At 49.7% G+C, this 26138-nt stretch carries 18 protein-coding genes; 6 read left to right on the top strand and 12 right to left on the bottom strand.

Annotated elements, in window-relative coordinates; translation table 11 throughout:
• Positions 1-210: 210 nt before the first annotated feature.
• The 6 genes from Q4E40_RS11685 to Q4E40_RS11660 all read right to left on the bottom strand — a co-directional run bounded on the left by Q4E40_RS11685 (position 211) and on the right by Q4E40_RS11660 (position 12347).
• Positions 211-6336 carry an IPT/TIG domain-containing protein gene (locus Q4E40_RS11685; protein ID WP_303412345.1) on the bottom strand — a complete coding sequence of 2042 codons (6126 nt, stop codon included), beginning with the start codon at positions 6334-6336 and terminating at the stop codon, positions 211-213.
• Positions 6337-7017: 681 nt separating this feature from the next.
• Positions 7018-9540 carry an Ig-like domain-containing protein gene (locus Q4E40_RS11680; RefSeq protein WP_303412344.1) on the bottom strand — a complete coding sequence of 841 codons (2523 nt, stop codon included), beginning with the start codon at positions 9538-9540 and terminating at the stop codon, positions 7018-7020.
• Between the two features lie 425 nt (positions 9541-9965).
• Complete coding sequence (locus Q4E40_RS11675; protein WP_303412343.1) at positions 9966-10661, bottom strand: metallophosphoesterase family protein; 696 nt, start codon at positions 10659-10661, stop codon at positions 9966-9968.
• Positions 10662-10754: 93 nt separating this feature from the next.
• Positions 10755-10991 (bottom strand): hypothetical protein, encoded by a 237-nt coding sequence (locus Q4E40_RS11670; protein WP_303412341.1) that lies wholly within the window; start codon positions 10989-10991, stop codon positions 10755-10757.
• Between the two features lie 98 nt (positions 10992-11089).
• Complete coding sequence (locus Q4E40_RS11665; protein WP_303412339.1) at positions 11090-11401, bottom strand: hypothetical protein; 312 nt, start codon at positions 11399-11401, stop codon at positions 11090-11092.
• 76 nt (positions 11402-11477) lie between these two features.
• A complete protein-coding gene (locus Q4E40_RS11660; RefSeq protein WP_303412337.1) occupies positions 11478-12347 on the bottom strand; it encodes an SDR family oxidoreductase in 870 nt (289 codons plus the stop codon).
• A gap of 105 nt (positions 12348-12452) precedes the next feature.
• Here Q4E40_RS11660 and Q4E40_RS11655 point away from each other — a divergent pair, with 105 nt between their 5' ends.
• From Q4E40_RS11655 to Q4E40_RS11630, 6 genes are all read left to right on the top strand, one after another.
• Positions 12453-12701, top strand: a complete 249-nt coding sequence (locus Q4E40_RS11655) for a 4a-hydroxytetrahydrobiopterin dehydratase (RefSeq protein WP_303412624.1) — start codon at positions 12453-12455, stop codon at positions 12699-12701.
• 92 nt (positions 12702-12793) lie between these two features.
• The gene (gene rsmI / locus Q4E40_RS11650; protein ID WP_303412336.1) at positions 12794-13486 is read left to right on the top strand and encodes a 16S rRNA (cytidine(1402)-2'-O)-methyltransferase; all 693 of its coding nucleotides are present in this window, start codon (positions 12794-12796) and stop codon (positions 13484-13486) included.
• Positions 13487-13643: 157 nt separating this feature from the next.
• Positions 13644-14882 carry an Lnb N-terminal periplasmic domain-containing protein gene (locus Q4E40_RS11645; protein WP_303412334.1) on the top strand — a complete coding sequence of 413 codons (1239 nt, stop codon included), beginning with the start codon at positions 13644-13646 and terminating at the stop codon, positions 14880-14882.
• Positions 14879-15682: an inositol monophosphatase family protein gene (locus Q4E40_RS11640; RefSeq protein ID WP_303412332.1), complete on the top strand. Its 804-nt coding sequence runs from the start codon at positions 14879-14881 to the stop codon at positions 15680-15682. Before Q4E40_RS11645 ends, Q4E40_RS11640 begins: the two co-directional genes overlap by 4 nt.
• Before the next feature lie 34 nt (positions 15683-15716).
• Positions 15717-15893, top strand: coding sequence for a FeoB-associated Cys-rich membrane protein (locus Q4E40_RS11635; protein ID WP_303412330.1), 177 nt, complete (start codon positions 15717-15719; stop codon positions 15891-15893).
• 345 nt (positions 15894-16238) lie between these two features.
• Positions 16239-16577 (top strand): hypothetical protein, encoded by a 339-nt coding sequence (locus Q4E40_RS11630; protein ID WP_303412328.1) that lies wholly within the window; start codon positions 16239-16241, stop codon positions 16575-16577.
• A 49-nt stretch (positions 16578-16626) separates the two neighbouring features.
• Here the strand turns inward: Q4E40_RS11630 and Q4E40_RS11625 are convergent, their stop codons facing one another.
• The 6 genes from Q4E40_RS11625 to Q4E40_RS11600 all read right to left on the bottom strand — a co-directional run bounded on the left by Q4E40_RS11625 (position 16627) and on the right by Q4E40_RS11600 (position 26110).
• Positions 16627-17559 (bottom strand): mechanosensitive ion channel family protein, encoded by a 933-nt coding sequence (locus tag Q4E40_RS11625; RefSeq protein WP_303412326.1) that lies wholly within the window; start codon positions 17557-17559, stop codon positions 16627-16629.
• Positions 17560-17597: 38 nt separating this feature from the next.
• A complete protein-coding gene (locus Q4E40_RS11620; protein ID WP_303412325.1) occupies positions 17598-18620 on the bottom strand; it encodes a radical SAM/SPASM domain-containing protein in 1023 nt (340 codons plus the stop codon).
• An 87-nt stretch (positions 18621-18707) separates the two neighbouring features.
• Positions 18708-19895: a baeRF7 domain-containing protein gene (locus Q4E40_RS11615; protein ID WP_303412324.1), complete on the bottom strand. Its 1188-nt coding sequence runs from the start codon at positions 19893-19895 to the stop codon at positions 18708-18710.
• Positions 19896-20102: 207 nt separating this feature from the next.
• Positions 20103-21518: a TlpA disulfide reductase family protein gene (locus Q4E40_RS11610; protein WP_303412322.1), complete on the bottom strand. Its 1416-nt coding sequence runs from the start codon at positions 21516-21518 to the stop codon at positions 20103-20105.
• A 195-nt stretch (positions 21519-21713) separates the two neighbouring features.
• On the bottom strand, positions 21714-23099 hold the full coding sequence (radA, locus tag Q4E40_RS11605) for a DNA repair protein RadA (protein ID WP_303412320.1): 1386 nt from the start codon (positions 23097-23099) through the stop codon (positions 21714-21716).
• 71 nt (positions 23100-23170) lie between these two features.
• Entirely contained in the window at positions 23171-26110 is a 2940-nt protein-coding gene (locus Q4E40_RS11600) for a CHASE domain-containing protein (protein WP_303412318.1), read from the bottom strand.
• Between the last annotated feature and the right edge of the window lie 28 nt (positions 26111-26138).

Raw genomic sequence — 26138 nt, 5'->3', positions numbered from 1 at the left:
TTGGTTTTATATTCCTTCAAAATTAAAGCTTGTGCCTGAATAAACCAATGTTTCAAATGTTTATCTACGATGGCACCTAAGTTGCTGGATTTGTTAGTCCATAATTTATTTTGGCAATAAAGAGAGTAACCCGCTATTGAAAAATTCTCTATAAACAAGAAGGCCCGCCATTGTTGGCGGGCCTTCTTTTATAACAAGTAAGCTTTAGGTCTACTGTTTCATCAGCTTCACCTGCTCTGTCTTACCATTAAACTCTGTCATCAGGATGTAAATTCCTTTTGGCAGGTTGTTGTTCAGGTTCAGAAGGATGGTGTTCTCACCTTCTTCGATGTCGTAGCTTAAGTTCTGTACGGCTGAGCCATTCATGTTCACGATACGCACATTCAACTTACCTGCTCTGTCGGCATTATATACCAACTTAGAGTCAGCGTTGATTGGGTTAGGATACACTCTTGGACCAACTGCCAGGTTTACTCCGGTAGACGATACGGCTACCACTTTGCTGTAATCAGTTGTACCATCGAGGTCCACCTGCTTCAGTCTGTAGTAACGCGTGCCGTTGAAGTTGCCTTTGTGGTTGAACTGGTAGTCCTGACGAAGCGAAGTCGTATTCACTCTGCTCTTCACTTTGCCTACCGCCTTAAATTCACCTTTCAGGTCTTCCGTCATCTGCACCTCGAAGTAGTCGTTGTCCAGTTCAGAAGCCGTTGCCCATGTCAGTTGAACACCATTGCCTTCTTTTCTAGCGTTGAAGGCGATGAGCTCTACTGGGAGTGGGATGATCGCATCACCATTCAGTTGCAGTAGCCTAGTGGTCGGATACAGATTTGTTCTGTGATTTAAAGTAGTATTGTAAGATCCACTTTCTATCGGAGCGAATTTTACTGTTACCACTTGTTCAGTTACATTTCCGTTTTCATCAACTGTTAGATCAAACCCTTTCTTGTAATCGGTTTCTACGCCTTCCAGCAATACTGTGTAAGGCATTGTACCATCAGTGAGTGCCACACTGAGTATTTGCTCCCCATATGCAAGGCTTGAGGCACTCAACGTATATGATTGCATTACTTCTTTACCCGGTTCTGTCGAAAACTTCATTCCAGTTATACTCTGGCTGTTTCGAACAAAGTTGATAACTGGCTGATTGATAAACAGGTCCGTACTGCTTGTCTCTGTGCCACCGGTAGAAGTAATGGTTACTTCGTCAGTAGTAGCACCTCTTGGCACAATCATCTCCAGAGAGTATTCATCTTCTTCGTAGAAGTTTCTTACTGAAGTTCCGCCTATTTTGATAGTTCCAACCCCCGTCAGTTTGTAGCCTTTTACATACACTGTTTCGAGTAGACGAGCTGCATTGTCCGCTTCAATAACGCTGTTATTTTCTTTCTCAAATCTAACAATCATTGGCGTCGTTACATCAAATGTCTCTGCCGACATTACACTGCCTGCGATGTTCTCTACTCGAATAGCGCCAGAGATTGCTTTTGCAGGTACTGTCACTTCCAGCCATGTTCCCCATACGTTGTCGTAATTGCCTACTGTAACTTCTATCTCTTGTTTTTCCTCCTCTGCATTCGGGATCGCGTAAGTTGGGTTATGAGTCTTGAAGAACACTTTGGCTTTGCCATTACGAATTGACATGACATCCCACAGGTTCGTACCATTGATTCGAATTGTTGTGCTAACGGCACCAGCAGTAGTGGCAATGCTCGTAATGGTCGGTGCATTTACTACCCTGAAGTTGCTTGTGCTTTTCACAGTAGTGCCTTCAGCGTTTAGCCCACCGTTGTTGTAAGGTGTCGTAACCGCTATAGGGCCAGCCACGGCGCCTGCCGGAACAGAAAGTGAAATTTGCGTTCCTGTAGCATTCACCGTGAATCCAGTTGTCATTACCACTTCATCACCACTTGCAGCAGTCCCCAGGAACTCAACTTTGCTAGCCTGATCGAAGTTTGCACCATGAATAACAAAAGAAGTGAAAACAGGAGTACCTGCTGTCCCTGAGTTAGCAACAAAGGTACTAGTAGCTCTAAATCTTGGTGCACCGATAATTTCTACTGTGCTTTCCGTTCTAACACCACTACCGCTACGAATAGTCACCGCGCCAGTAGTTGCATCTTGCGGCACTGCTACTACAAGTTGTGATTCTGTGGCACCGTCTGCTACAGTAGCATCTATCGTACTTCCATTGAAACGTACTGTTGGCACTGCCTGCCTAACAGCTCCTTCATTTGTGTCATAGTATCCCATGAAGTTGGCGCCTGCGATAGTTACTTGAGCACCTATACCTGCGTAAACCCTGATTGGTGTGATAGACGTAATGCTCGGCTTAATCACCGTGAAGTTGCTTGCCTCTTTGCTGCTTCCGGTTTTGGTTTTTACAATTAAAGATCCTGTACCAGTATTGCCTGGGTCTTCAATGTATGGTGCTACAAATGTGATCGTTCCACCTGTTTCACGTTCAACTTTTGAAACAATCGGAACAACTACACCCTTAAAGGTTAACTCTTCAATATCAATGAAGTTATCACCAGTAATCGTAATTGTCTGACCTGCATAAGCTGGGTTGATCGTGTAAGCTGTAATGCTTGGAAATAGGATGTTAAAGGTTTCGCTATAACCGATACCGCTCAAAGATTGTACGCTTATTGAACCAGAAGTTGCGCCTACCGGTACTTCAACTGTAATACTTTCATCTGTAGGTGTTCCCACAATTGTTGCCAGTGTACCATTGAAGCGAACTATTGGCGTACCGTCACTTAACACTTTAGTTCCGTTGAAGTACGTCATGAAGTCGGCACCTGTAATAGTTACAGTTGTCTTCTCTGCGTAACCTTGGTTAACTGAAATAGCGCTGATAACCGGCTCAATCACGGTATAGCCTGCTGAACTATTGCTCACACCAGCAGGGGTGGTCAAGGCAATAAGACCAGTGCCAGCATCAAACGGTGCTTTAACCGTTACTGACTCTACGCCATTTTCATTTACTTCTATGGTTACTCCTGTGATATCAGCAGGCATACCATTGAATGTTAGCCTCGTCATGTTGGTGAAGTAGTTACCGGTAATAGTCACGAGTTCATTAGCATAACTTGAGTTGCGCGATACTGCCGTGATAACAGGTATAGGCACAATGAAGTCCTCTGGGCTGATACCATTTCCGGCTGGAGCTATCACCTGGATTTTGCCAGTAATGGCAGCGTAAGGAACCGTAGTCGTAATCACTGTTCCTTCAGCATTGATGGTGAATGGTGTAGCATCTGTATCGTCACCTGTTGCTGTTGTCCCCAAGAACGTAACTTTCGTAACACTAGTGAAGTTGCTACCTATAATTCTTACAACCGTGCCTGCTACACCACTTCCGTCTTTTTCTACTGATGTAATAATTGGTGCAGGTATAACCGTGAAGATGTCTTCTTCTGTGTTGAACATTTCAGTCCCATCTACTAGCAGTGCCAGCGGACCAGTAGTGGCATCCATTGGCACAGCAACTGTGAACGACCTATTTGTTCTTCCTTCTGTGATTGGTGTGGTGGATGTACCGTTAAACTCTACAGTAGTCACTTGGTCCAGCAACCAACCTGTAATGGTAACTATATCGCCCACTTTACCCTCGGTCGGGTTGAAACTAACGATTTCCGGTTTTGTTATGATTTCGTAGATGTCCGTGCTATGCTCGCTATCACCGGCAGCATTCGTTACCATGAGTTTGCCTGTAACAGTACCAACAGGTACAGCTACAGTTAGCTGCGTATACGCTTCATTCACATTCGCGCTTGCAACTGTTACCGTGGTCTCATCATTCTCTTCTTCGCTACCCAAGAAAGTTACCAACAGATTGCCGTAGAAGTTTGTGCCCGTAATTTTTACAATCTCGCCAGCTATACCTCTTAGTGGAGATACAGTAGTGATAGTTGGCTTCTGGATTATCTTAAATTCGGCTTCGCTTGTACCTGGGCCTACACCATTTGTGATTTCAATCAGGCTGGTTTGGGCACCGTCTGGCACAACCGCTGTCATCAATTCATCAGAAGCTACCTCAAAAGAAGTTGCCTCTAAAGCACCGAATTTAACTGATGTTGTTCCTGTGAAGTTATAACCCTCAATGGTCACTTCATCACCAACTACCCCTTCTACAGGATTGAAAGCTGTGATTACCGGGATCAGAACAACTTCATATTGTTGAGTCGTGGTAGTTGTGCCAGCAGGGTTTGTCAAGCGAAGCACACCGGTTGTGGTACCTGCAGGAACTGTCACTACCAACTCGTTATCTTTCGCATTTGGTGTTTCCAAAGTAACTGTCTGCCCGGCACCTTCTGTGCTTCCTAGGAATGTTACTTCAGACACATACTTCAGATACTGACCTGTGATGGTGATTGCTCTGCCAAGTGGACCTTTGGTTGGGCTGATGCTGATAACTGAAGGCTGGTAGATCACTTCTAATGGACCTTCCCATGCTGCTTCACCACCTTTTGTTTTTACAGTGATGCTACCAGTGGCCATCCCTGTTACGAGCGGGAATATGATTTCTGTTCCTGCTTCGTTTATCTGGAATCCATTTGGTCTTGTCTCCGCATCATAAAGTCCGATTGTAGTGCTGCCGAAAACCACTTGCTCAGCGGTCAGGAAGTTTTCACCAGAAATCTTCACAGTGTCTGTAGTCCCTTCAGCTGGAACTATACCATAGACAGAGCCGCCAGTAGTGGTAGTTACAGCCGTAATAACAGGCGTTGGCACGAAGTTGAACACCTGCTCACTTTCGTCTTCTTTGCCAGCACCTGACGCAAAAATTCTGATAGTGCCAGTTTCTGCACCATCCGGCACTGTTACAGTTAACTCATCATCTCTTGTCGGCTGTGCAATAGCAGCCTCTACACCAGCACCATTGTTACCAGCAAACAGCACAGTCGTCACGCTTGACATGTTTGTGCCAAACAGCTTAATCTGCATTCCTGGCCCGGCTGTGTTCGGGCTGAACTGGAATTTGCTGGATTCAGCATCGTAATCAGCAAACTTTGGCGCAGGCACATCGAACGCAACTGAACTTTCATCTTCTCCTGCTGGCGCAAGTACTTTTATTACACCTGTTCCTGCCCCGAGTGGTACGGTTACTTTTATAGTGCTATCGTTAACTACACTGAAATTGGTTGCTTTTACCCCATTGAACTGTACTTCTGTTACTGCTAGAAAGTATTTACCATAGATGGTTACCTCATCGCCAGCACTACCAGTTGCAGGGTAAAACTCAAAACCTGCGTTTGGTTCGTCTTCTTGCACTAAGATTTGAGGACCTAGAACAGTGAATGTTGAAGTGCTCACCGTTGAGCCAGCTGGGCTGGATACAGTTAAAGGGCCCGATGTAGCTCCTAGTGGAATGGTTACTGTAATTTCTGAATCTTCTGTCTCTGCTTCGTATTTAATGGTAGTAGGAACTGCTGCTACACCATTAAACAGCACTTGATTCACTCCCGTGAAATTCTGGCCATAAACAGTGATTGTCTGACCAGGCGCTGCTTCACTTGGGCTGAAAGCTGTGGTCGCATTAAATACCGGCGCTGGCACAACAAACTCATTTTCACCTATTGCAAAGCCGTATGGATTTACAACAGTAATCTTGTCTGTCTTCACACCGTATGGCACGGCTACAGTCAGCATTTCATCAGCTTTGTCGATCGGTGTTGCAACTACATTCCCGAAATATACTTGGGTCGCCTCGTCCAAGTGCTTACCAGTTACCGTCACAATCTCCTTTGGAAGCCCCTGACTTGGTGTAAAGCCAGCAATCTCAGGCTCCTGAGATACTGTAATAGCATCCAGAAAAACATAGGCATTTGAGACTTCCTCTAGCTGGAACTTGACATTGGTTACGTTGTTTGGCAGGTATAGACTGTTGCGGTTGGCAGTTGTTGTAACAGTAACCAACTCTCCGGAAACATTCACTTCACTCTCTCCATCGTAAAGCAGATAGCTTACGCGTACCTTCGCATTGTATGATGAGCGAGTCGTGGTAGCTTTCAGGGTATAACTAACTTTGTAGCCCGTTTGTCCTGTACTACCAGCATCCTGAAGTTTCACATTTACATATGAATCTGTATATCGTAGTTGAGCAGAGCCACCTGTGGTACTGGGTGCCAAATCGTCACCATCTGTTACCAGCCTATTGGATGTGACATTACCACCTTGTGTTGATCCAAACCATGGGCCTCCATAGGTAACTGTCGTATTGGTAGTTGGAGCCTGCGCCATACCGGCGGAGACTAGACCCAGCATGATCACGCACTGCAGGAGCAGGGTACGTAAAAGCCGGCCTAATGGTGGGTTGTAGAGTTGTGCCATAGCTAAAAGTTAAGGGTTACTAATTTTATTGTGCTGTTTTAATGAAAAGTTGATTGCCACAAAATAAGATAATTTATCTTTCATTTCAGCAATAAATTAGACTCTTTTTTTGTCCGATTTTAATATTTACTTAGTAATATGCCTTTTTTGATTTGTAATGGCCTTTTTTATATATAGGCCCATTCAAGGGCGCTCGTACGCTTTTTGTTATAGGCCTACCTAGTATATGAATAAAAAGCGTTCACACATTGTTCTTCTTATATTGCATTGTAAAAGTATATATATAAAATTCTTATTATTATACCTCTAACTTTAATCCTATCTACCGCGCACGCCTATTGCACAATTTGATAAACATTTTGATTTATGTATATAAAATAGTTTTTCTTGATCCCACTTTTGCAGATAATGTCACTAGCTTCTATTTGCTTTCAATTATATTTATCAGTACTCTATTTATTAGGTTTAACCTCCTTAAGACGTAGCCCCTGTTGCCAATAATTCTCTTGTTTTTTTACGCCTTTCTTTATACTATACTGACTTCCATCTTCCACTTACCTAGTAAGGGCCAAGCCCTCTTGTTACCTGGCCAATAACGCGGAATGTACCTTTACCATAAAGCAAAAAGGGCAGCTGCATATTATTGCAGCTGCCCTTTAAAAAGCTAGTTTTATCTAATTGCTAGCGCTTCATTAGCTTAAAGGTATGCTTTTTATCGTTGTCAAGTACATGCAGTACATACATCCCCTTTGTCGTAATACTGCGCATATCGACTGTGATAGAGTTACCAGAGGTTTCCTCAGTGCGCTGTTGCAGCACTTTCCCCATGGCATCCATTAATACTACCTGCACATTGCGTGCCTCAGTCCCACTAAGTGTCACGATAACGGCGTCATCAAAAGGGTTCGGGTATGCCGAAGCTGTACCATTACCTTCGGTCAAGGCAACAGCTCTGATTGGTGAATAGGAAGTAGTGCCGTCAAAGTCAACCTGCTTCAGGCGGTAGTAACGTGTACCGGATACAGCTTTTGTATCCAGGAAGCTATATTCCTGACGTAACGAAGTTGTTCCTACTTTACTTTCCACAAAACCAATTGCCTTGAAATCTCTGCCGTTGTTTGATACCTGCACTTCGAAGCCTTTGTTCTCTAGTTCCGAAGCAGTTGCCCAGGTTAAGTTCACGCCTTTGGTTTGTGCCTGCGCTTTGAAGAACAAAAGTTCTACAGGGAGGGGAGTGATAGGAAGGTCATCGATATAAAAGGAATTTGCCTCAAAACCTTCGATGCCTAAATTGCCAAGACTAGCTAAGCATGCTACGCTCGGGTTTCTTACTCGAATGGCAACTCTGAATCCATCAATGTTTCCTGGCATTTGATCCATCACCCAATCTCTACTTGTTGTTCCCTTTATCCAGGTAGTAGATCCCGTTTCATTTTTAAACCACTGAATACTTTCGATTTCAGCTTCTGGTACATTGGTTACAAATTTAAATACCGCTGGTTTGTCGAGCTCCAAGTCATTTGGCTCAATAATGTTTCCTGTAGCAGTATTATTGCCTGATGCCTGTACCGATAAGTTTGAGGTATATGTGTTACAAACATTCGAGACTGTAACAGATATATTGCCTCTGTAGGTAGATGCAGGATAGTCTACCGTTATTTGGTTTGTACCTGCGCCAGCATTTATGATTGCACCTGCGGATCCAGCATCGGGTGTTATAACCCATGAATATGTTGCACCAGATATAGCAGGCACACTATAAGTAACACCTGTCACTCCTTGGCATACTGCTGCCTGACCTATAATTGGGTTAGCTTCTGGCACAGGTGTAACCGTTACTGTAATTTGAGCAATGGCACTACTCTCGCATCTTGTCGCAATGTTTATCTTCCTGATATTATAAACATAGTTTACAGGGGCAGTTCCAGCTATAAATTCAGGTGTTATGTAAGAAGTCCCCTCACCCAGGTAATCGCCAGCTGCGCTATACCAAAGGTAACTCATACCTGATTCTACCGCGGGCTCTATTTTAACCGAGCCATTACCACATTGATTTATATTCATTGCAGTTGGATTACTCGGAATAGGGTTATTATTAGGCACATTGATGTTCGTACGCGCCTGGCAGGATCCAGATCCAGCAATTACCACATAATAATCACCTGACTGTTGATTTGTTTGGCGTACTAATGTTGCACCTTCTGTCACCAATACTCCTGCAGCGGTATACCATCTATAAGTTTCATTAACCCCAGCACCACTTGCAGTAAAAGTGATGGTTTGATTGCCATTTACACATTTCGCATCTGATGTCACTGTTGGAGGTATAGGATCACCAATTCGCGCAAGTACAGCAACCTTTTGGCTTATGCAACCGATAGAGTTAACTCTGGCTACGTAATAATTAGTGTTCTTAGTTAGGTGCCCAGTATTATATGTTGATGCTGTTGCCCCAGAAATAGCATTCTGGTTTTCATCATACCATTGGTAACGTTCAGTGGAAGTAGCTCCTGATGCAAGTAAAGTGAGGGACGTAGGAGTGCAGCTGCCAGACCCAATTGCTGTTGGCGCAGCCGGCGCGCAAGAACCAGTTATTGATAAGTTGTCAATCGTTAAAGCCGAGTTGTTGCCTCCTTGAGCATTAGTCAATTTTAATGCAAGATATTGCGCATTCGCTGCATTAGGCGCCACAAACTGAATTGTGTAACGTACTAAATTCGTAGCAACATCCTTAGCAACAGTAACACTACCGCCAAGAGGAGTACCTATGAAATTGTTATTTGAAATCCCTGTGCCATTCGCTACTACTTGGACAACACCACCCGAAGCCTGTGCATTGTCATAGGCTACCGCATCAAAACTTACAATGTATGTATAGCCTGCCTTTATGTCAAATCTTCTGGTATTTATCATCGCATACCCTTCATATCCATTATTTTGACCAGTTCCTCCGGTAATTTGTAATTGGCTATTCGCTATAGAAACACTGGTACCACTCCTCAAGACAGTGGCGAAATCAGCGCTTTGATCAAAGCTATTACTGTAGGGGGGCATGTCTTCATTCTGCCCCACACTCTCCCCACTCACCAGCAGGAAGAAGCTTAGTAACAGTAACATAAAAATTTTACTTGCCGCGGCTGTTCCCAAAGCTTTGGCAGTTGGCCGCTGGATGAGGGCGGCAGTTAGATTGTAGGTGTGTTTCATAATGAACGAAAAAATTGGAAGTTACAGGGTGGTTGGTGGCTTGACTGGAACCTAGGTATGGACATAGCAATCCCACATATGCTTTTTACAGCATTTTTTAGAACTCTATCTCTAGAGGACTAACTAGACAGGTATAGTTTAACCAGTTAGTAGCCAATATGTGGCATATCAGCTACCAGAATCATTCTCTACCTACTAAAATATTGGGAAGAATTATTTTGCCCTTTAACTAAATAAGTCTAATTGATTATTAATATAAAGCAATATTAATTATAGGACAGGGATTTTCCATACAATTATTGTTATTTTTTTTATCAAATATTTACAAATTGCACTGAAATCCAACAGTTGTCACACTCTGTTTAAGTATAAAATAATCTTTATATAATCATTTAAGCCTATATAATTATTTAAACAAGTAACTATCAGCTCTTTCTGCGAACAGTATAGGGGCGGTCTAAATTGCACTGAATATTCAATAAATTAGTGTCTAAATCCAACCCAGCAAGGTTGCCATAGGCAGCATTTTTGTAGTAGACGCAGCCAGCATCGAGGTTAATTCGGGCGTCCTGGTGTGCAACACTTTTTTTTATGGCATGGAGGGCAGTGGGGGTATGGCCGTGCAGGAGCCTCTTGTTATGTAGCTTATTCCAATCAACTTCATAGTTTCTTATGTTGAGCATAGCCTCTTTGTCTCTGAACAGATCATCCTGATGGAAGTCAAAGCCGGCATGCACCAGAAAGTAGTCAGGTAGTTCGAGGTAGTAGGGAAGGGAGTCTATGAAACTGGCGTATGTGGTGGGGAGTCTTCTGAAGTCGTGCATCCCAAAATTTTGCAGTACCATTTCTTTTTCCGGCTCTGACAGGTTCAAGGCCGATTCTCCTTTAGAGGCGGCTTTGAGCAGCATCTGGTCGTGGTTGCCGCGCAGGCAGTGTACCTGGTACTGCTGCTTTTGGAGGTGCATGATAAAATCCAGCACGCCTTTGCTATCGGGACCTTTGTTTACGTAATCGCCCAGCAGGTATAGCTCATCAGTTTTCTTGAGCTGCAATTGCTCGAGCACAAGCGCTCTGAAGGTGCGGGCACAGCCGTGTATGTCACTGATCGCGTATCGGGCCATGGCGGGGTGCGTCTGGTCTGAATCGGTGTGAATTGGCTAAAAAAATAGCACCTGTGTTATGAGCAGGTGCTATTCTCTTCAGCTATTTCCTGATTAGTTATACTTGTTATTGTCTAAGCCGGGCTTATCATGATTACGGTTCGGATTATTCACGCGCACGTTGGCACCGGTTTCATCCGCATCATCCACGGTATACTTCTCTTCCAGTTCTTCGTGCTCAGCTCTTGTGCTGTTCGGATCTACGGGCTTGCTGCCTGCTTTGTCCTGACCTTTTCCTGTTGGATTTCCTGAATTTTCCCCACCAGGTTGGGTATGCTTATATGATGGCATAATGTGTCCTCCTTGTATTTAAGTTAAAAAAAGAAGGCAAGCTGCTTCGGCCTATACCTGAGCGCAGCTATACCTTGTGTAAAATTCAATGCAGTTGATCAGGTACCGCGCCCTTCGTCTTCGGTGCGCATGTTGTCAGGTGGCGGCGTGCCGTCATCAGCAAAATCATTGACGCCGGTTGCCGATGGCCCTTCTGAAGCAGTGTCGCTGCCAAAGCCTTCTTTGCCGTCGCGGTTGCCGAAACCACCGCGCTGGTGCTCGTTCTTGGGCGGATCTGCACCCGGAATGATGTGCCCTGCACGGAATTCCTGATCCGTGGTATCGTCTTCAATTACACGTACTGGCCTGTTTTTGGCCGCTTCGCTGTGATTTGATTCACCTGCGTGTTTATCGTTTTCCTTGTTTTCCATAGTTGTGTTTTTATCGCGCTCCTCTCGGGAGCTATACCTGTTTTTACTCCTTTTCGGCCGCTATGGTTTAATTTGATTAGCTACCCACCTGTTCGCCTCCGTTCACATGGATCACCTGGCCGGTTATATAAGAGCCGTCCTCAGAGGCCAGCAGCACATAGGCAGGCGCGACCTCGGATGGCTGTCCGGGGCGTCCCAACGGCGCATCCTGGCCAAATTCCTTCACTTTCTTTTTGTCAAATGAGGCAGGTATAAGCGGGGTCCAGATCGGGCCGGGCGCCACCGCATTTACCCGGATTTTCTTTTCGGCCAGGTTCGAGGAAAGCGAGCGGGTGAAGGCTGTGATCGCTCCTTTGGTAGAGGCATAATCCATGAGGTGGTCGCTGCCGCGGTAGGAGGTAACGGAAGTGGAATTGACGATGGCGCTACCTTCCTTCAAGTGATCCAGGGCCGCTTTGGTCATGTAGAACATCGAGAAAATATTGGTTTGGAAGGTGCGCTGCAACTGGTCTTTCGATATGTCCCGGAGGTCAGTCTGATCGTGTTGCTCGGCAGCGTTGTTCACCAGTATGTCAAGACCGCCAAGTTCCTTCACGGCTTGCTTCACCGCATTTTTGCAGAAAGCCTCATCGCCAATGTCACCCGAGATAATCACACCTTTCCGGCCTTCTTTCTCTATAAGCTTGAGCGTGTCTTTGGCGTCTTTGTCCTCGTTCAGGTATACGATGGCCACATCGGCGCCTTCGCGGGCAAAATGCACGGCCACGGCACGCCCTATACCGCTATCGCCACCCGTGATCAGGGCTTTTTTGCCTTTCAGTTTATCGCTGCCTTTGTAGTTTTCGCGTATGTACTCCGGATGTGGGGTCATTTTGTGTTCTTTGCCGGGCTGCTCCGCCTGCTCCTGGGCGGGTACTTCTTTTGGTTTGTTTGCCATAGTTTTCATAGTTTTAATGTGCTATACCTATACGCCTGCATTTTTGGCCTAGTTACCGCAGCCTAGCATCTTGTGAGGTTGGCCAGCCGTTTATACCTTAAATTACAGCACCAGATTATGTGGAGAGAAACAGATAATAAACTTACCCGCAACTTCGAGTTCAAGGACTTCAGGGCGGCGATGGCTTTTATGAACAAAGTGGCTGACGTGGCTGAGGAACTCAACCACCATCCGTGGTGGAGCAATGTATACAACAAAGTAGCGATCGAGCTGACTACGCACGACGCCGGCAATACGGTGACAGACAAGGATGTGGAGCTGGCCCGGCGCATCGACGAACTCTACGACAACCTGATGGTATAGCTCGCATAATGCCGCAGAGCCACTGTCGCAACCAGCGGGTTTGCAGCACGATCAGCCGTGCACAATCGACAATTAAGTAATACCTTTGCTGCATGCAGGAACCTGAAAAAACCAACCTATACCTGGTGCCGACACCCATCGGCAACCTGGAGGATATTACGCTGCGGGCCATACGCATCCTCAAGGAAGTGGACGTGATTCTGGCTGAGGACACCCGTACCAGCGGCAAACTGCTGCAGCACCTGGGTATAGAGAAGCGCATGCACAGCCACCACCTGCACAACGAGCACAAAGCCAGCGCACACTTGGCGGAGCGCATGAAGGCAGGGGAGGTGATGGCGCTCATATCAGATGCCGGCACGCCCGGGATTTCTGATCCTGGCTTTCTGCTGGTGCGCGAATGTCTGAAGGCCGGCCTCAAAGTGGAATGTCTTCCCGGCGCAACCGCCTTTGTGCCTGCGCTGGTTAAATCAGGTTTCAGCACCGATCGGTTTACCTTTGAGGGTTTTCTGCCGCTGAAAAAAGGACGCCAGACGCGCCTGATCAGTTTGGCAGCCGAGGAGCGGACCATGATTTTCTACGAGTCGCCGCACCGCCTGCTCAAAACGCTCACCCAGTTCAAAGAGTACTTCGGGGGCGAGCGCATGGCTTCTGTTTCACGTGAAATCTCGAAGATGTTTGAAGAGACCCTCAATGGCACGCTGGACGAACTGATCGAAACCTTCACAACAAAAGCTATCAAAGGGGAATTTGTGTTGGTGGTGTCCGGGGCGGGAGCAAAGTAAAGTGTATCACGTAGCACGACTACATGATACCTGTGCAGTGACGCAGAAACCAAACGCTAAGGCCAGCTTGCCGGAAGCTTAAAACCGGTTTTATATTTAAAAAATCTACATACGAAAATCGTGCTACATGATACGTATGTCGTGATACGAGAAAAACATGAAGCTATACCTTAAAAAGCTTTCGCTGCTATGCACGCTGCTGCTTGTCGTACTGCAGGCACAGGCGCAGTTTGAGGGCACCCGCCTGTCGCCGGAGGCTAAGATCAGCCTGATCACCTGCTCGCCGGGCGATGAGCTGTACGCCATCTTCGGGCACAGTGCCGTGCGCGTCAACGACCCCGCCGCGGGTATGGACATCGTGTTCAACTACGGCACCTTCGACTTCAACGAGCCGGGCTTCTACATCAAGTTCATCCGGGGCAAGCTCAACTACAAGCTCTCCATCGCCTACTTCCAGGATTTCGCCTACAGCTATACCCTGGACAACCGCTCCATTTACGAGCAGGAGATGAATTTCACGGAGGCGCAGAAGCAGCAGTACTGGCAGTTTCTGATGACGAACTATGAGCCCGAAAACCGCTTCTACCTCTACGACTTCTTTTTCGACAACTGCGCCACCCGCATACGCGACGGGGTAGAGGCCACGTTCCCCGACCAGGTGAATTTCAACATTGCGCACCTGGACCAGGACATGAGCTTCCGCAACCTGATCGACCTATACCTGCCGCCGCAGCCCTGGTCTGATTTCGGGATAGACCTGGCACTGGGCGCACCCATCGACCAAAAAGCCACGCCTTACGAATACATGTTCCTGCCCGATTACCTTTCAAAAGGTTTCGCCAGCGCCACCATTCAGCAAGACGGACAGGCGGTGCCCCTGGTAGGAAAGCCAAAGGTGATCTTCCAGAACAGTCCATCGCCTGCCTCAGCTGGCGGTCTGTTTAACCCGGCGCTGGTGTGGTGGCTGTTTTTCGGCCTGGTCGCCGCTATTACCGCGCTCGATTACAAGCGCCGCAAGCGCAGCCGTACCTTTGACGTGTTCTTTTTCCTGATCACGGGTCTGCTGGGTGTATTGCTGTTCCTGCTCTGGTTTGCCACCGATCACCAGGCGGCAGCCAATAACTTTAATCTGCTTTGGGCATTGCCTACCCACGTGGTGGCCGCAGCTTTCCTGGCCCGCCCGGTGCTGCCAGGCTGGTTGCAGAAGTACATGCTGGTGACGGCTGTGCTGGCTTTTATTACGCTACTGCTCTGGTGGGTATGGCCGCAGCAACTGCACACCGCAGTTTTCCCGATCGCGTTAGCCCTCTTGGTGAGAGCCGCGTATACGGTGTGGGCTGCCAGACAGCCAACTGTTATCAGTAACACGAACACTAAAATAAAGGAGCGTATATGAACTTGCAGCAACTTTGCCAGAATGCCAATATCATTGTGAAAGGAGTAGGCGCTTTTATCAAGCACGAAGCCGCTGATTTTGATAGGAGCAAGGTAGAACTGAAGGGATTTAACGACCTGGTGTCTTACGTAGACAAAGAGGCCGAAAAGCAATTGGTCGAAGCCCTGCGCAATCTCTTCCCCGAGGCGGGCTTCATTACGGAAGAGGAAACCGATAACACCCGTGGCGAGCGCTTCAACTGGGTCATTGACCCGCTGGATGGCACCACCAACTTCACCCATGGCCTGCCGCTATACTCAGTGAGCGTGGCGCTGCTTGATGGCGACGAAGTGGTACTGGGCATTGTGTACGAGATCAACAAAGACGAGTGCTTCTATGCCACCAAGGGCAACGGTGCGTTCTTAAATGACAACCCCATCAAGGTATCCCCTGCAGAAAAGTTGAAGGATTCGCTCATTGCCACAGGCTTTCCTTATTATGAGTTTGGGCTTACGCAGCAGTACCTGCAGGTGCTGGGCGCTTTCATGGGCAAATCGCATGGCGTGCGGCGCCTTGGCTCGGCGGCCCTGGACCTGGCTTACGTGGCAGTGGGGCGTTTTGAGGGCTTCTTTGAGTTTAACCTGAACGCCTGGGATGTGGCGGGCGGCGCCATTATCGTGCAGGAGGCCGGCGGTCATGTCTCGAAGTTCACGGCAGGCGGCGACTATGTTTTCGGGCGCGAGATTGTGGCCAGCAACAGCCACATCCACCAGGAGATGCTCGATACGATTGCCGAGCACTGGAAAGAGCAACTCCCGTAAACTTTTTGTAACTTTGTGAAGTTGATAAGAGCATATGGTACAGAACATCATCATCTTCCTGATATTCGCGGTGGCAGTGGCCTACATGGGCCAGGTGATTTACCGCAGCTTCATGCCTAACAAAAACGCCGGATGCGCTAAGGGCTGCGGCAGCTGTTCGGCCATCGACTTCAGTAAAATCCAGAAGGATCTCGAGAAGAAGGCAGTATAATTATCCCTTGAAACAAGCTTGCCGAAAGAATTCCTGACTAAGGTCTGCCTGACTACTCTTTTCCCAAAAGCGAAACAGGTGTAGCGTCTATACCTGTTCTCACCCCGATCGCAATGCCAGCACTACCTCTGGGCGACTTCATCTATACCTTGGCAGAAATCCTTAACGCCTTCGGAATAAACCTTGAGTTCCGAGTCACCATACCTGGTAGTTTGTTCTGGCGTATCCTTATTCCTCCGACCCATACCTGAGGCTATTAATAATTCCAGCCCCTTTTACGTATCCATTGCCTGATTTTGCGTATAGGTTTATACCTAACCTGAATATCCCTTAAAACTATACGCTATGCAAGATAAAGTAGAAGAAAGAAGCCTCATTAACGTACTCAATCGCCTTCGCAAGGACGGCTATACCTACGACTTTAAAGTGTCTGGAGAGGGCAAACTGTGCACGATGGAGGACAAGCAGACCTTCGGGCCGAACGAGGTGCGCATCGTGGACTTCTATCGCTTCGAAGGCGAAAGTAACCCGGATGATATGTCGATACTTTACGCTGTGGAAACCAGCAACGGCCTGCACGGTACGATTTCCAACTCGTACGGACCTTACGCCGACGCAAGAGTGGACGACTTCCTGAAACAGGTAGAAGACCTCGGCAAAAACCTTGACAAAAAAGACAAATAAAACAGAAAGGGCCGAATAAACGGCCCTTTCTGTTTTATACCTGCATCGGCTATACCTGATTGTCTGATATCCTGCGACCATCCATCCTCTGGCTTTGCAGTTGTTCCAGGTGCTCGCTTAGCTTCTCGCCACCTTTTATGCCAAAGTCCAGTGTTCGAATCGGGAACGGAATCATGATGTTGTTGGCGTCAAACGCCTTTTTGATCTTGATAATAGCATCGCTCTTGGCCGATACAAAATCGATCTGTTGCGAGTAGCTAACCCAGAAGCGGGCCTTGAAGTCGATAGAGCTTTCGTTAAAGGCATCGAACATCACATCAATATCACGTGTCTTTACACGGTTCTTCACATCCTGCAGGGCCTCTATCACAATCTGCTGCACACGTTCCAGGTCCTCGCCATACGATACGCCTACATCCAAATCGATGCGCCGTGTGCCGCCGTTCGAATAGTTGGTCACCGGGTTCTCAAATACCATCTTGTTGGGCAGTTTTACTAACTCACCGGAGGGCTGCCGAATATCTAAGGTGCGTAGCGACACCCGTTCGATAACTCCAAAATAGTCGTTGGTTTCTATCATGTCGCCCACGCCAAAAGGCTTCTGCACGGCAATGATGATCCCTGAAATGAAGTTGGCGGCAATGTCCTGAAACGCGAAACCCAATGCCAGACCGATAATGCCGACACCAGCCAGCAAGGAGATCACCACCTTATCGAGTTGCAGCACGCTGAGCACAAAGAAGAAACCGACAGCCAGCAGGGCAATGTAAAGAATAGTGGAAATCAGGTTGTTGAGCGCTGCACTGTGCGATATGCGTCCGATCACCTTGTCCAGTCCGTTGCGGATAAATCGGGCAACCACAAATGTGATGATCATGAGGATGATCGCCACTACAATATTTGGCAGCATCAAGATCAAGTGCTCCCCCCAGCTCTCCAGCTTGCCCAGCAAAAGTTCAAGCGCCTTGTTAATGTCGTTCATATAGTATCCGGTTGTTACTCATGATCTTCAGGTATAACCTAGGCCCATACCCGCGTGCCTTCTGTGCAGTTGCGGCACATTTCTATCTCTTCCCGTGATTGTAACAGCGATTTGCGGAATTGGTTATACCCCGGGCTGCGCCATACCTGCCGGAAGCTCTGCTCTTTCACATCGCCCATCCGGTACTCGGCGTCCTTGTCGAAACAGCAGGGCACCACCAGGCCGTCCCAGGTGATCACGCAGGAGTGCCACATCTTCCAGCACTGGTTCAGGAGCTTGTTCTTGATGGAAAAGCTGCCGTTGCCGTTGTTATTATACCTGGAGTAGTAGTCGATGGTCGGTATGAGCGGCGAACCCTGCTGGTAATCATAAATCTGGGCGGTTTTGAACACTACTTCGTCTACACCCAGTTCATCAGCCAGCGCCTGTACCTCCGAAATCTGGTGCTCGTTGGGGCGCACCACCAGGAACTGGAACATAATGTGCGGCGTGCGCGACTTCAGTTCTTTTTTCCATTTCACGACCTGCCGCGTTCCTTCCAGCACCTTGTCGAGCTTGCCGCCCACCCGGTAGGCCGCATAAGTCTCCTGCGTGGTGCCGTCAATCGACACGATCAGGCGGTCCAGACCGGACTCCACGGTTTTGCGGGCGGTGTCGCTGTCGAGGAAGTGGGCGTTGGTGGAGGTGGCCGTGTAGATGCCGCGGTCCGAGGCGTACTTCACCAGCTCCAGGAACTGCTTGTGCAGGTAGGGCTCGCCCTGGAAGTAAAAGATCAGGTATAGCAGGCGCTTGTGCAGCTGGTCGATGGTCTGCTTGAACAAAGTGTCCTGCAGCATGCCGGTGGGCCTAGTGAAGGAGCGGAGGCCGCTGGGGCACTCGGGACAGCGCAGGTTGCAGGAGGTGGTCGGCTCAAACGAAATGCTGAGCGGATCGCCCCAGTGCACCGCTTTCCGCGAAGCCCGTGCATACCAATAACTGCCCGCCACCTGCAGGGCATTGAGCATGCGCAGCGGCGTGAGTTTCGACAGAAAATTGAGCTTATCGGTAAGGTGAAGCTTCATGTACAGGTATGCAAAAGAAAGGGCAGCCCACAAAGGCTGCCCTCTAAATTATACGTTCTGGCGCTAACGGCCAAAAGTGTATGCCGTTTAGTAGCGGAAGAGTGCTTTCACGCTGCTTCCGTCCTCGCTTACCTCGGCCAGGCCGTTGTAGCTGCTCACAAACACCTTACCACCCTGCGCCAGCGTCTTGATAGCCGCCAGGTTAATCAGGTCGTCGTCGCCGCGCTGGTAGTCTTTGTGTACTTCGGCTACGGCACTCTTGGCGTCGTAGCGTCCCCAAACCGGGCTGCTTGGCGTAATAAAGAGCGTGTCAACACGGCCATGCACTGCTTCGGCGGCCACCATGGCAATGTCTTCGGACGTAACGCCGGTGCCCGCCACATTTTCGTAGCGGCTCAGCGAGTCGGTGTGACTCTGCTGCATCAGCGGCTTCACCACCTCCAGCGCCTTCTCGTGTATCGTCTGCGGACTCATACCTGCCGCGCTCTCGTTTAAGTTGATGTGCTGCGGCACGATGTGCTTGTACTTGCTGAACTTGCGGTACAGGGCGCAGTAGTGGTCCACGCCGGCCAGCACAAGCGGCTCCGTGGCGTTGTGCAGAATCTCTTGCAGGCTGTTGTCTACCTCGTGGATGAACTCAATAATCTCGTCATGCTCTTCGTCGCCTTTGCTGGCTCCGGCTCCGTGCACAATGTTGGAGCCGTTTACGGTCGTGGTAGAGTTATGGAAATCCTGGTCTTTGCCCTTCAGTGTGAACTTAAGTGCCTCGTTCATGCTCTCCGGCGCAAAAGCGCTGATGTCGATCTGCCGGATGCGCTCAATAGTGGCTTCGTAGAAACCGATGCGCTCGCGGTAAAGCGACAGGATAAAGAAGCGGCCGTTCTGGCTCAGGATCGGCAGAATCGGTGTGAAGTAGAACTGGTCGAGCACGTACACCACATCTGGCATGGTGGTCGGCAGGGTATAGTGCGCCGAGAAGCCTTTGGTCAAGAACACGGCCAGTCCCTCGGCCTGGTGGCGCCAGAACCCGGTGTCGTTGAGGAGTTCTTCGGCAGGCTGCAGGTAGGCGTTAATTTCCTGCTCCGGCACATCGTGTCTGGCCAGCAGGGTGCGTGCTTCTCTCAGTTTGTTTTTAAAGAGGGTCTGGTCCTGGCCGTTCAAGGTTTCGTGGCCGGCACGGTGCGTAGGTATGTAGATAGAGATGCAAAGTGCGTCTTTCGTGTTGTTCTGCACATTGAGCAGTTTCTCAATGTCACTTTTGTTGATTAATGCCATATTTTCTAGCGGTTAAATGAATAAGGATATCTCAAACAATCAATTCCTTTGATAACCCTTGCTATGCGGGGTTAGGCTTTAATTACGCACCAAACAAATGCACGGTTATTTATGTCTCCGGAAAGAATGGCCTGGCTTCCAAAAACGAAACCGCCCATCACGTTAACATGACAGGCGGCTCTTGATAAAGTATAAGTGACAGGCGGCTTACCTGCGGGAGGCGCGGTTGCTCATCACATGCTGCAGAATTTCCTTTTCAACTTCCCGGTCCATGGGGCGGCGGGGCTTTGTGCTCAGGATGGTGCCGTCCTCGTCTATCAGGAAATAGGCCGGCACGTCTTTGAGGCCATACCTGCGGGCCAGTTCGTGGCCCTGCCCCTTGAGGTATAGCTGCACGCCGCCAAACCCTCTCGACTGCACCACACTGCGCCAGGCCTGTTCGTTTTCGTCTACTCCTATATTGATAAGGACCACGTCGTGGGGCTGTAGCTTCCGGGCCAGTTCCTGCGCATGCGGTTGTTCTACCATGCACAGGCCACAGTCCGTACGCCAGAAACTCAGGTAAACGATCTTGCCTTTAAAGTCGCTGAGCGATACAGAGTCTCCGTTTATGTCCTTCAGGCTAAAGCCAGGGGCAGCACTGCCTATACCTAGGCCCGGGTGGCTCTGGTACTGGCGCAGCAACGTGGTATGCACCTCGGCTATACCTTTGTTCTGACCGAAGTCCTGCAGCATGTCAGGCAGGTGCAGCACGTTGCCTTGCTGCAACGACAGGCGTATAAGGTAGGCCTGCGCCATCACGCGCGCCTGTCCCTGCAAGGTATAGCTCACCTCATCGTATGCCTTTCTATAATAGTGTATGTCCCTCGTTTCCAGTTTGGCCTGCTGCCCTATAAAACGGATGTAGTTGCGCAGAAAGGCCGGAAAACTGATGGCCCCGAGACTGGCAGGCTGCTCCATTTCCACGTGGTCCAGGAAGTCAAAGTATGTGGCAGAGGGATGAAGCTGCACCGGCAGTCGCATCAGCTCGCGCATGTCGAAAAAGGTGAGGCGGTCGTTGGCGTAGCTGTATTCGATCTCGGACAGAATCATTTGCCGGAAGTACTCGCTCACCGGATTTGTTTCTATCTTCTTCTCGAAGATGGCCAGCTGGTCTTCCTTGCGGAAATCCAGAAACTGCAGAAATGCCTTTTCAGATAGCCTTACATTGTCGGGCAGGGTCTGGTAGTCTTCTTCGTCGTCGAAGCGATAGGTATGTAGTGCCAGGTAGTTGTTTTCGTTGGCACCCTGGCCGCTGTATTTCAGCGTTTTGAGCATTTTGCCGGCTGCAAACGTGACCTGCAGCTCAAAGCCGGGCTCCAGGTATAGCGGCACTGATTCGTCGCCGTACACGAGCTCTACTGTCACAGGTTTGCTAACGGGCACCTCAAACCTGAAATGCCCGTTTTTCACCTCGGTAAAGGTGCGCTGTTCTTCGGGAAACAATAAAGAGGGGAGGGAGGCGATCAGGATGTCATCCTGCTCGCCTTTTTGGACTTTGCCCGTAATGGTAACGGTACCCTGAGCCAACAGGGAATGTGTTGCCAGCATACATGACAGCAATAGGGTAAGCATCCGTTTCATAGGTACGAGTGGGTAGTGGTGTCTTATAAAATCTGATTTTGGGTTAGTTAGCTGTAAATCCGATCTTTCTGTCCATGACAGTGGAGACCTCAGCTAACGCACTCAACATTAATTATATAGATTATAATTCCAATTCCCAACGCTGTTCCTGAAGTTATACGAAAGTTAGAAGTCCTTCCCGGTTAAAGGACAATTCTAGCCAAACAGGGAGGCAAACACCTCTTCTAATCGTCCAAAAGCGTGCACATTGATAGAGAACTTGCTCAGATCCACACCCTTTTTGTTGTACTTGGAGATGTAGATGTCCCGGAAGCCAAGTTTCTCCGCCTCCGAAATGCGGTTCTCGACACGGTTCACCGCCCGCACCTCCCCGCCAAGGCCCACCTCGGCCGCAAAGCATGAGGTGGAAGGTATGGCAATGTCCTCAAACGATGAGAGAATGGAGGCGCACACGGCCAGGTCCAGTGCCGGGTCCTCCACTTTCAGGCCACCGGCTATGTTCAAAAACACGTCCTGTGCGCCCAGTCTATACCCGCCGCGCTTCTCGAGCACGGCCAGCAGCATGTTGAGGCGCTTGCCGTCGAAGCCGGTGCTGGTGCGCTGGGGCGTACCGTAGGTGGCGGGCGTCACCAGGCTCTGCACCTCTATCAGCAGCGGACGGTTGCCCTCCAGCGTCGCACCAATGGCGATGCCACTGAAGGCGTCCTCCCGCTGCGAGATCAGGATCTCCGACGGATTGCTCACTTCCCGCAGGCCAGTGCCCAGCATTTCGTAAATACCCAGTTCCGAGGTGGAGCCGAAGCGGTTCTTGGTGGTGCGCAGAATGCGGTAGGTCATGTGGCGGTCGCCCTCGAAGGTCAGCACCGTGTCCACCATGTGCTCCAGTATCTTGGGGCCTGCCAGGTTACCTTCTTTGGTGATGTGGCCGATCAGGAAAACAGGTGTCCCGCTTTCTTTGGCAAACTTGAGCAGCTCGGCCGTGCACTCGCGTACCTGGCTCACACTGCCTGCGCCTGCCTCAATAAAAGAAGAATGTAAGGTCTGGATAGAGTCGATCACGAGCACCTGCGGGCGCAGCTGTTCGATTTGCTTAAAGATGTTCTGGGTGCCGGTCTCGGTCAGGATGAAGCAGTCGGAGGTCTGGGCGTTGAGGCGCTCGGCCCGCATCTTGATCTGCTGCTCGCTCTCCTCGCCGCTCACATAAAGCACCCGCAGGCTGGTCAGGCTCAGGGCGATCTGCAGCATCAGGGTGGACTTGCCTATACCTGGCTCCCCGCCAATAAGCACCATAGAGCCCGGCACAATGCCGCCGCCCAGGACCCGGTTCAGCTCCTGGTCCTTCGTCTGGATGCGCTGCTGCTCCTGGTAGCTGATGTCGGCAATAGGCTTGGGCTTGTTGGCCACCTGTGCCGAACTGCTGGTATTGCCCACTTTCCATACGCTGGTCGGGGTGAGCTCTTCGCGCTGCACCACCTCCTCCACATACGTGTTCCACTCGCCGCAGGCGGGGCACTTGCCAATCCACTTGGCCGACTGCGCTCCGCAGTTCTGGCAAAAGTATGAAGTTTTGATCTTAGCCATTCAGCTCTATACCTAGGCAGCCCTTTCGTATCAGGGCTGGCGTTTTCTTAAAATTGATTAAAAAAGGAAAGCTATACCTGTTCCGATTTTACGGCTTCCTCTACCGGCGTCTGCTTAAAGTATACCCTGAAAGTGGTACCCTGCCCCAGCTCGCTTTCCAGTTCTATGCGGCCGCCATTATTTTCAATAATCCGCTTCACAATGTAGAGGCCTATACCTGTGCCTTCTACGTGATTGTGCAGGCGCTTAAACATGTTGAAGAGCTTTTGCTCCTGTCCTTTTTTGATGCCGAGCCCGTTGTCCTGCACGCGCAGCACCACATAGTCCCCGTCCATATAGGTGCTGATGTGCACCTCCGGCGTCAGATCCGGCTTGCGGTACTTAAGCGCATTCGATACCAGGTTGTAGATGATGCTACGCAGGTTTTTGCGGGCATACAGCAGGTTTTTCACCTGGAAATCTACCTGCACATTCGCATTCGACTCCCTTGCAAGGCTGTCAATGTCCAGCATCACATCCTGCAAGATGTGCTCAAACTCCAGTGGCTCCACTTTGGCGTGCAGCCCCTTCTGCACTTTGGTGATCTCAGCCAAGTCGGCAATGGTCCGCTTCAGCTTATCGATCGCATCGGCCAGCATGTCAAGCAGCTGCTTGTCTTCGCCCTCCAGCTTGCCCTCCAGTATGTCGCGCAGCAGGTTAGACAGGCCCTCCATGTTGGCAATCGGGGACTTCAGGTCGTGCGAAGCGGTGTAGACGAAGTTGTCCAGGTCGTTGTTGGTGCGCAGCAGCTCCATATTTTTCAGGCTGAGTTCCTCGTTGGTCGACACGAGCTTGGTGCGGGCCTTTACCAGCTCTGTTACCTCCACCGCGAAAATGAGCACGGCCTCTGGTTTGCCTTTCGCATCCATAAGCGGCTGTATCACGATGTTGAAGTAGCCCTGCGTCAGGTTGCCGTTGTTGTGGTTGTCAACCATGAGGGGCACCTCCTTGCCCACGTATGGAGAGCCGGTTTCAAACACCTTCCTTATCTCTTCGAATACGCCCTGGTACTCCAGTTCGGTATGGGCCTCGCGCAGGGTTTTACCTACCAGCAGGCGGTTACCGAACAGCTTGCGATAAAGCGGATTGGCCAACAGGTACTGCTGGTCCGAGGCGCGCACCAGCCCTACCAGAGCCGGCACCTCGAGGAATAGCTTCTGCAACAGCTCGGCGTTCTGCTTCACCTTGCGGTCGGCCTCTTTGATATCCGTTATATCGATGGCTGAACTGATATGCCCCAGGAAGTCCCCTTCGGCGCCAACACGCGGCGTGCAGGTCACTACCATCCAGCGGTATTTCCCATCGTGCCGGCGCATGCGCACCTCTACACTGAAATCGCTTTCCGAAGCAAGGGCACTGTTGTACTGCTCCTCAAAGCCAGGCATGTCCTGCGGATGGATGATTTGCTGCCAACCGAAATTAACGCTGTCTTCGAAGCTCTGCCCGCTAAAGTCAAGCCACTGCCTGTTCACATACACGCTCTGCTTCCAGATGTCGAGGATGGTGATGATCACGGGGGCGTTGTCGGCCATGGTACGGAAGCGGGCCTCACTCTCAATAATGGCCTGCTGGGCTCGCTTCTCTTCTGTGATATCCCGCACTTCAATGATAGCATAGGCCTCGCGGCTGCCGTCTTTGACGAGGTGAACAGCACAGGATACATCGAAAAAGCTGCCGTCTTTGCGCACGAACACTTCCTCGTATACCTCTTTTGTCTGTATCCCGCTATGCAGCGCATTGCGCAGCGGGCACTCTGATGCCGGGTATGGCGTGCCATCCGGCCTGCTATGGTGCACCATCTTGTGCAGGGACTTGTTCTGCATCTCCGAGAAGTCAAAGCCGGTCATCTCTTCTGCCGCCGGGTTCATAAAGCTGCAAATGCCATTCGCGTCGATGATGAACAGGGCAGCCGTGGCGTTGTCGGTAATGGTCTGTTTCAGGCTGTTGGAACGGCGCGTATTGATGAGTGACCAGATGATGAAGAACATCAGCAGACTGATGATCGTACCGCCCAACAAAATAAAGTAAGGCAGCTCGGTATCGGCGGAGCGCACAAACGAAGGCTTGGCAGAAAAGTACACGCGCCAGGTCTGATTGCCGATGCTCAGAGTACTCAGCATGTCGAGCTCCGGTCTTTTAGCGGCATGATAATGCAACACCTTGTCTGTGTTGAAAAGCAAGTCTTCTTGTCCCAGGCCAGTGCCGTCATACACTTCTATGTCCAGGTCGCTATAATTACTCCCCCATACAGCCAACATCAGGTCTTTGGCCCGGAAAGGGCTGTAAACGTACCCCTTGATCAGCCGCTGGCGCTCCTTGATGGACTCAGGCTCGGCATTGTCCTTATAAATGGGCAGATAGATCAGGAAGCCGGCCTGCTCGTCCACTCCTGTTTCCTGCACCAGCCTTACCTTGCCAGACAGAGCCGGCTTGCGGGTGTCGCGGGCCATTTGCATGGCCGAGCGCCTGGTCGAGTCGCTGAACATGTCGTAGCCGATGGCCCGCCGGTTGCGCTCATCGAGCGGCTCCAGGTAGATGATGGAGGTATAGGTGGAACGCGGGTTGTCCGGACGGATAGCATAATCCTTGAAACCTTCCTTGCGAAAGCGGCTGATGTGGGCAGGCAGTTCTTTGGGTTTCACAAACTGGGTATAGCCCACCCCCTGTATGCCGGGATAGTTTTCCTCGAGCTTCAGTGTCCTGTAGTATTGCGCCCAGTCTTCGCGGGTAATTGTGTCAGAAGCCACGAAAAGGCCCTTAGCCCCTACCAGAATCTGGGTATAGTCGCGCATGCGCAACTCCAGTGCCTGCGATGCCTGCACTGCCTTCAGTTCAAAGAGTTTCTCGTTCCGCTCCAGCGCCTTCTTCTTCGTCTCTGAATAAATAAAAAGCGTTAATAGGAAAATAAGCAGAAAAGACGAGATCGCGATCAGATACTCCCGGACAAACGCTACCAGTTTGGAAAGTTTCATAAATGAAATGAACAGGCTATTCAAAAAA

Origin of the sequence: Pontibacter coccineus (assembly GCF_030546575.1) — a bacterium.
Taxonomy (GTDB): domain Bacteria; phylum Bacteroidota; class Bacteroidia; order Cytophagales; family Hymenobacteraceae; genus Pontibacter; species Pontibacter coccineus.
This window is presented reverse-complemented; position numbering and strand designations above follow the sequence as displayed.

What these genes read in the sequence shown, in the direction of transcription:
- Q4E40_RS11615 (WP_303412324.1), bottom strand. Translation starts at nt 19,895, where the DNA reads ATGGCATTAATCAACAAAAGTGACATTGAGAAACTGCTCAATGTGCAG.
- Q4E40_RS11610 (WP_303412322.1), bottom strand. Translation starts at nt 21,518, where the DNA reads ATGAAACGGATGCTTACCCTATTGCTGTCATGTATGCTGGCAACACAT.
- Q4E40_RS11635 (WP_303412330.1), top strand. Translation starts at nt 15,717, where the DNA reads ATGGTACAGAACATCATCATCTTCCTGATATTCGCGGTGGCAGTGGCC.
- Q4E40_RS11620 (WP_303412325.1), bottom strand. Translation starts at nt 18,620, where the DNA reads ATGAAGCTTCACCTTACCGATAAGCTCAATTTTCTGTCGAAACTCACG.
- Q4E40_RS11665 (WP_303412339.1), bottom strand. Translation starts at nt 11,401, where the DNA reads ATGGAAAACAAGGAAAACGATAAACACGCAGGTGAATCAAATCACAGC.
- Q4E40_RS11645 (WP_303412334.1), top strand. Translation starts at nt 13,644, where the DNA reads ATGAAGCTATACCTTAAAAAGCTTTCGCTGCTATGCACGCTGCTGCTT.
- Q4E40_RS11630 (WP_303412328.1), top strand. Translation starts at nt 16,239, where the DNA reads ATGCAAGATAAAGTAGAAGAAAGAAGCCTCATTAACGTACTCAATCGC.
- Q4E40_RS11600 (WP_303412318.1), bottom strand. Translation starts at nt 26,110, where the DNA reads ATGAAACTTTCCAAACTGGTAGCGTTTGTCCGGGAGTATCTGATCGCG.
- Q4E40_RS11685 (WP_303412345.1), bottom strand. Translation starts at nt 6,336, where the DNA reads ATGGCACAACTCTACAACCCACCATTAGGCCGGCTTTTACGTACCCTG.
- Q4E40_RS11625 (WP_303412326.1), bottom strand. Translation starts at nt 17,559, where the DNA reads ATGAACGACATTAACAAGGCGCTTGAACTTTTGCTGGGCAAGCTGGAG.
- Q4E40_RS11670 (WP_303412341.1), bottom strand. Translation starts at nt 10,991, where the DNA reads ATGCCATCATATAAGCATACCCAACCTGGTGGGGAAAATTCAGGAAAT.
- Q4E40_RS11680 (WP_303412344.1), bottom strand. Translation starts at nt 9,540, where the DNA reads ATGAAACACACCTACAATCTAACTGCCGCCCTCATCCAGCGGCCAACT.
- Q4E40_RS11675 (WP_303412343.1), bottom strand. Translation starts at nt 10,661, where the DNA reads ATGGCCCGATACGCGATCAGTGACATACACGGCTGTGCCCGCACCTTC.
- radA (WP_303412320.1), bottom strand. Translation starts at nt 23,099, where the DNA reads ATGGCTAAGATCAAAACTTCATACTTTTGCCAGAACTGCGGAGCGCAG.
- rsmI (WP_303412336.1), top strand. Translation starts at nt 12,794, where the DNA reads ATGCAGGAACCTGAAAAAACCAACCTATACCTGGTGCCGACACCCATC.
- Q4E40_RS11640 (WP_303412332.1), top strand. Translation starts at nt 14,879, where the DNA reads ATGAACTTGCAGCAACTTTGCCAGAATGCCAATATCATTGTGAAAGGA.
- Q4E40_RS11660 (WP_303412337.1), bottom strand. Translation starts at nt 12,347, where the DNA reads ATGAAAACTATGGCAAACAAACCAAAAGAAGTACCCGCCCAGGAGCAG.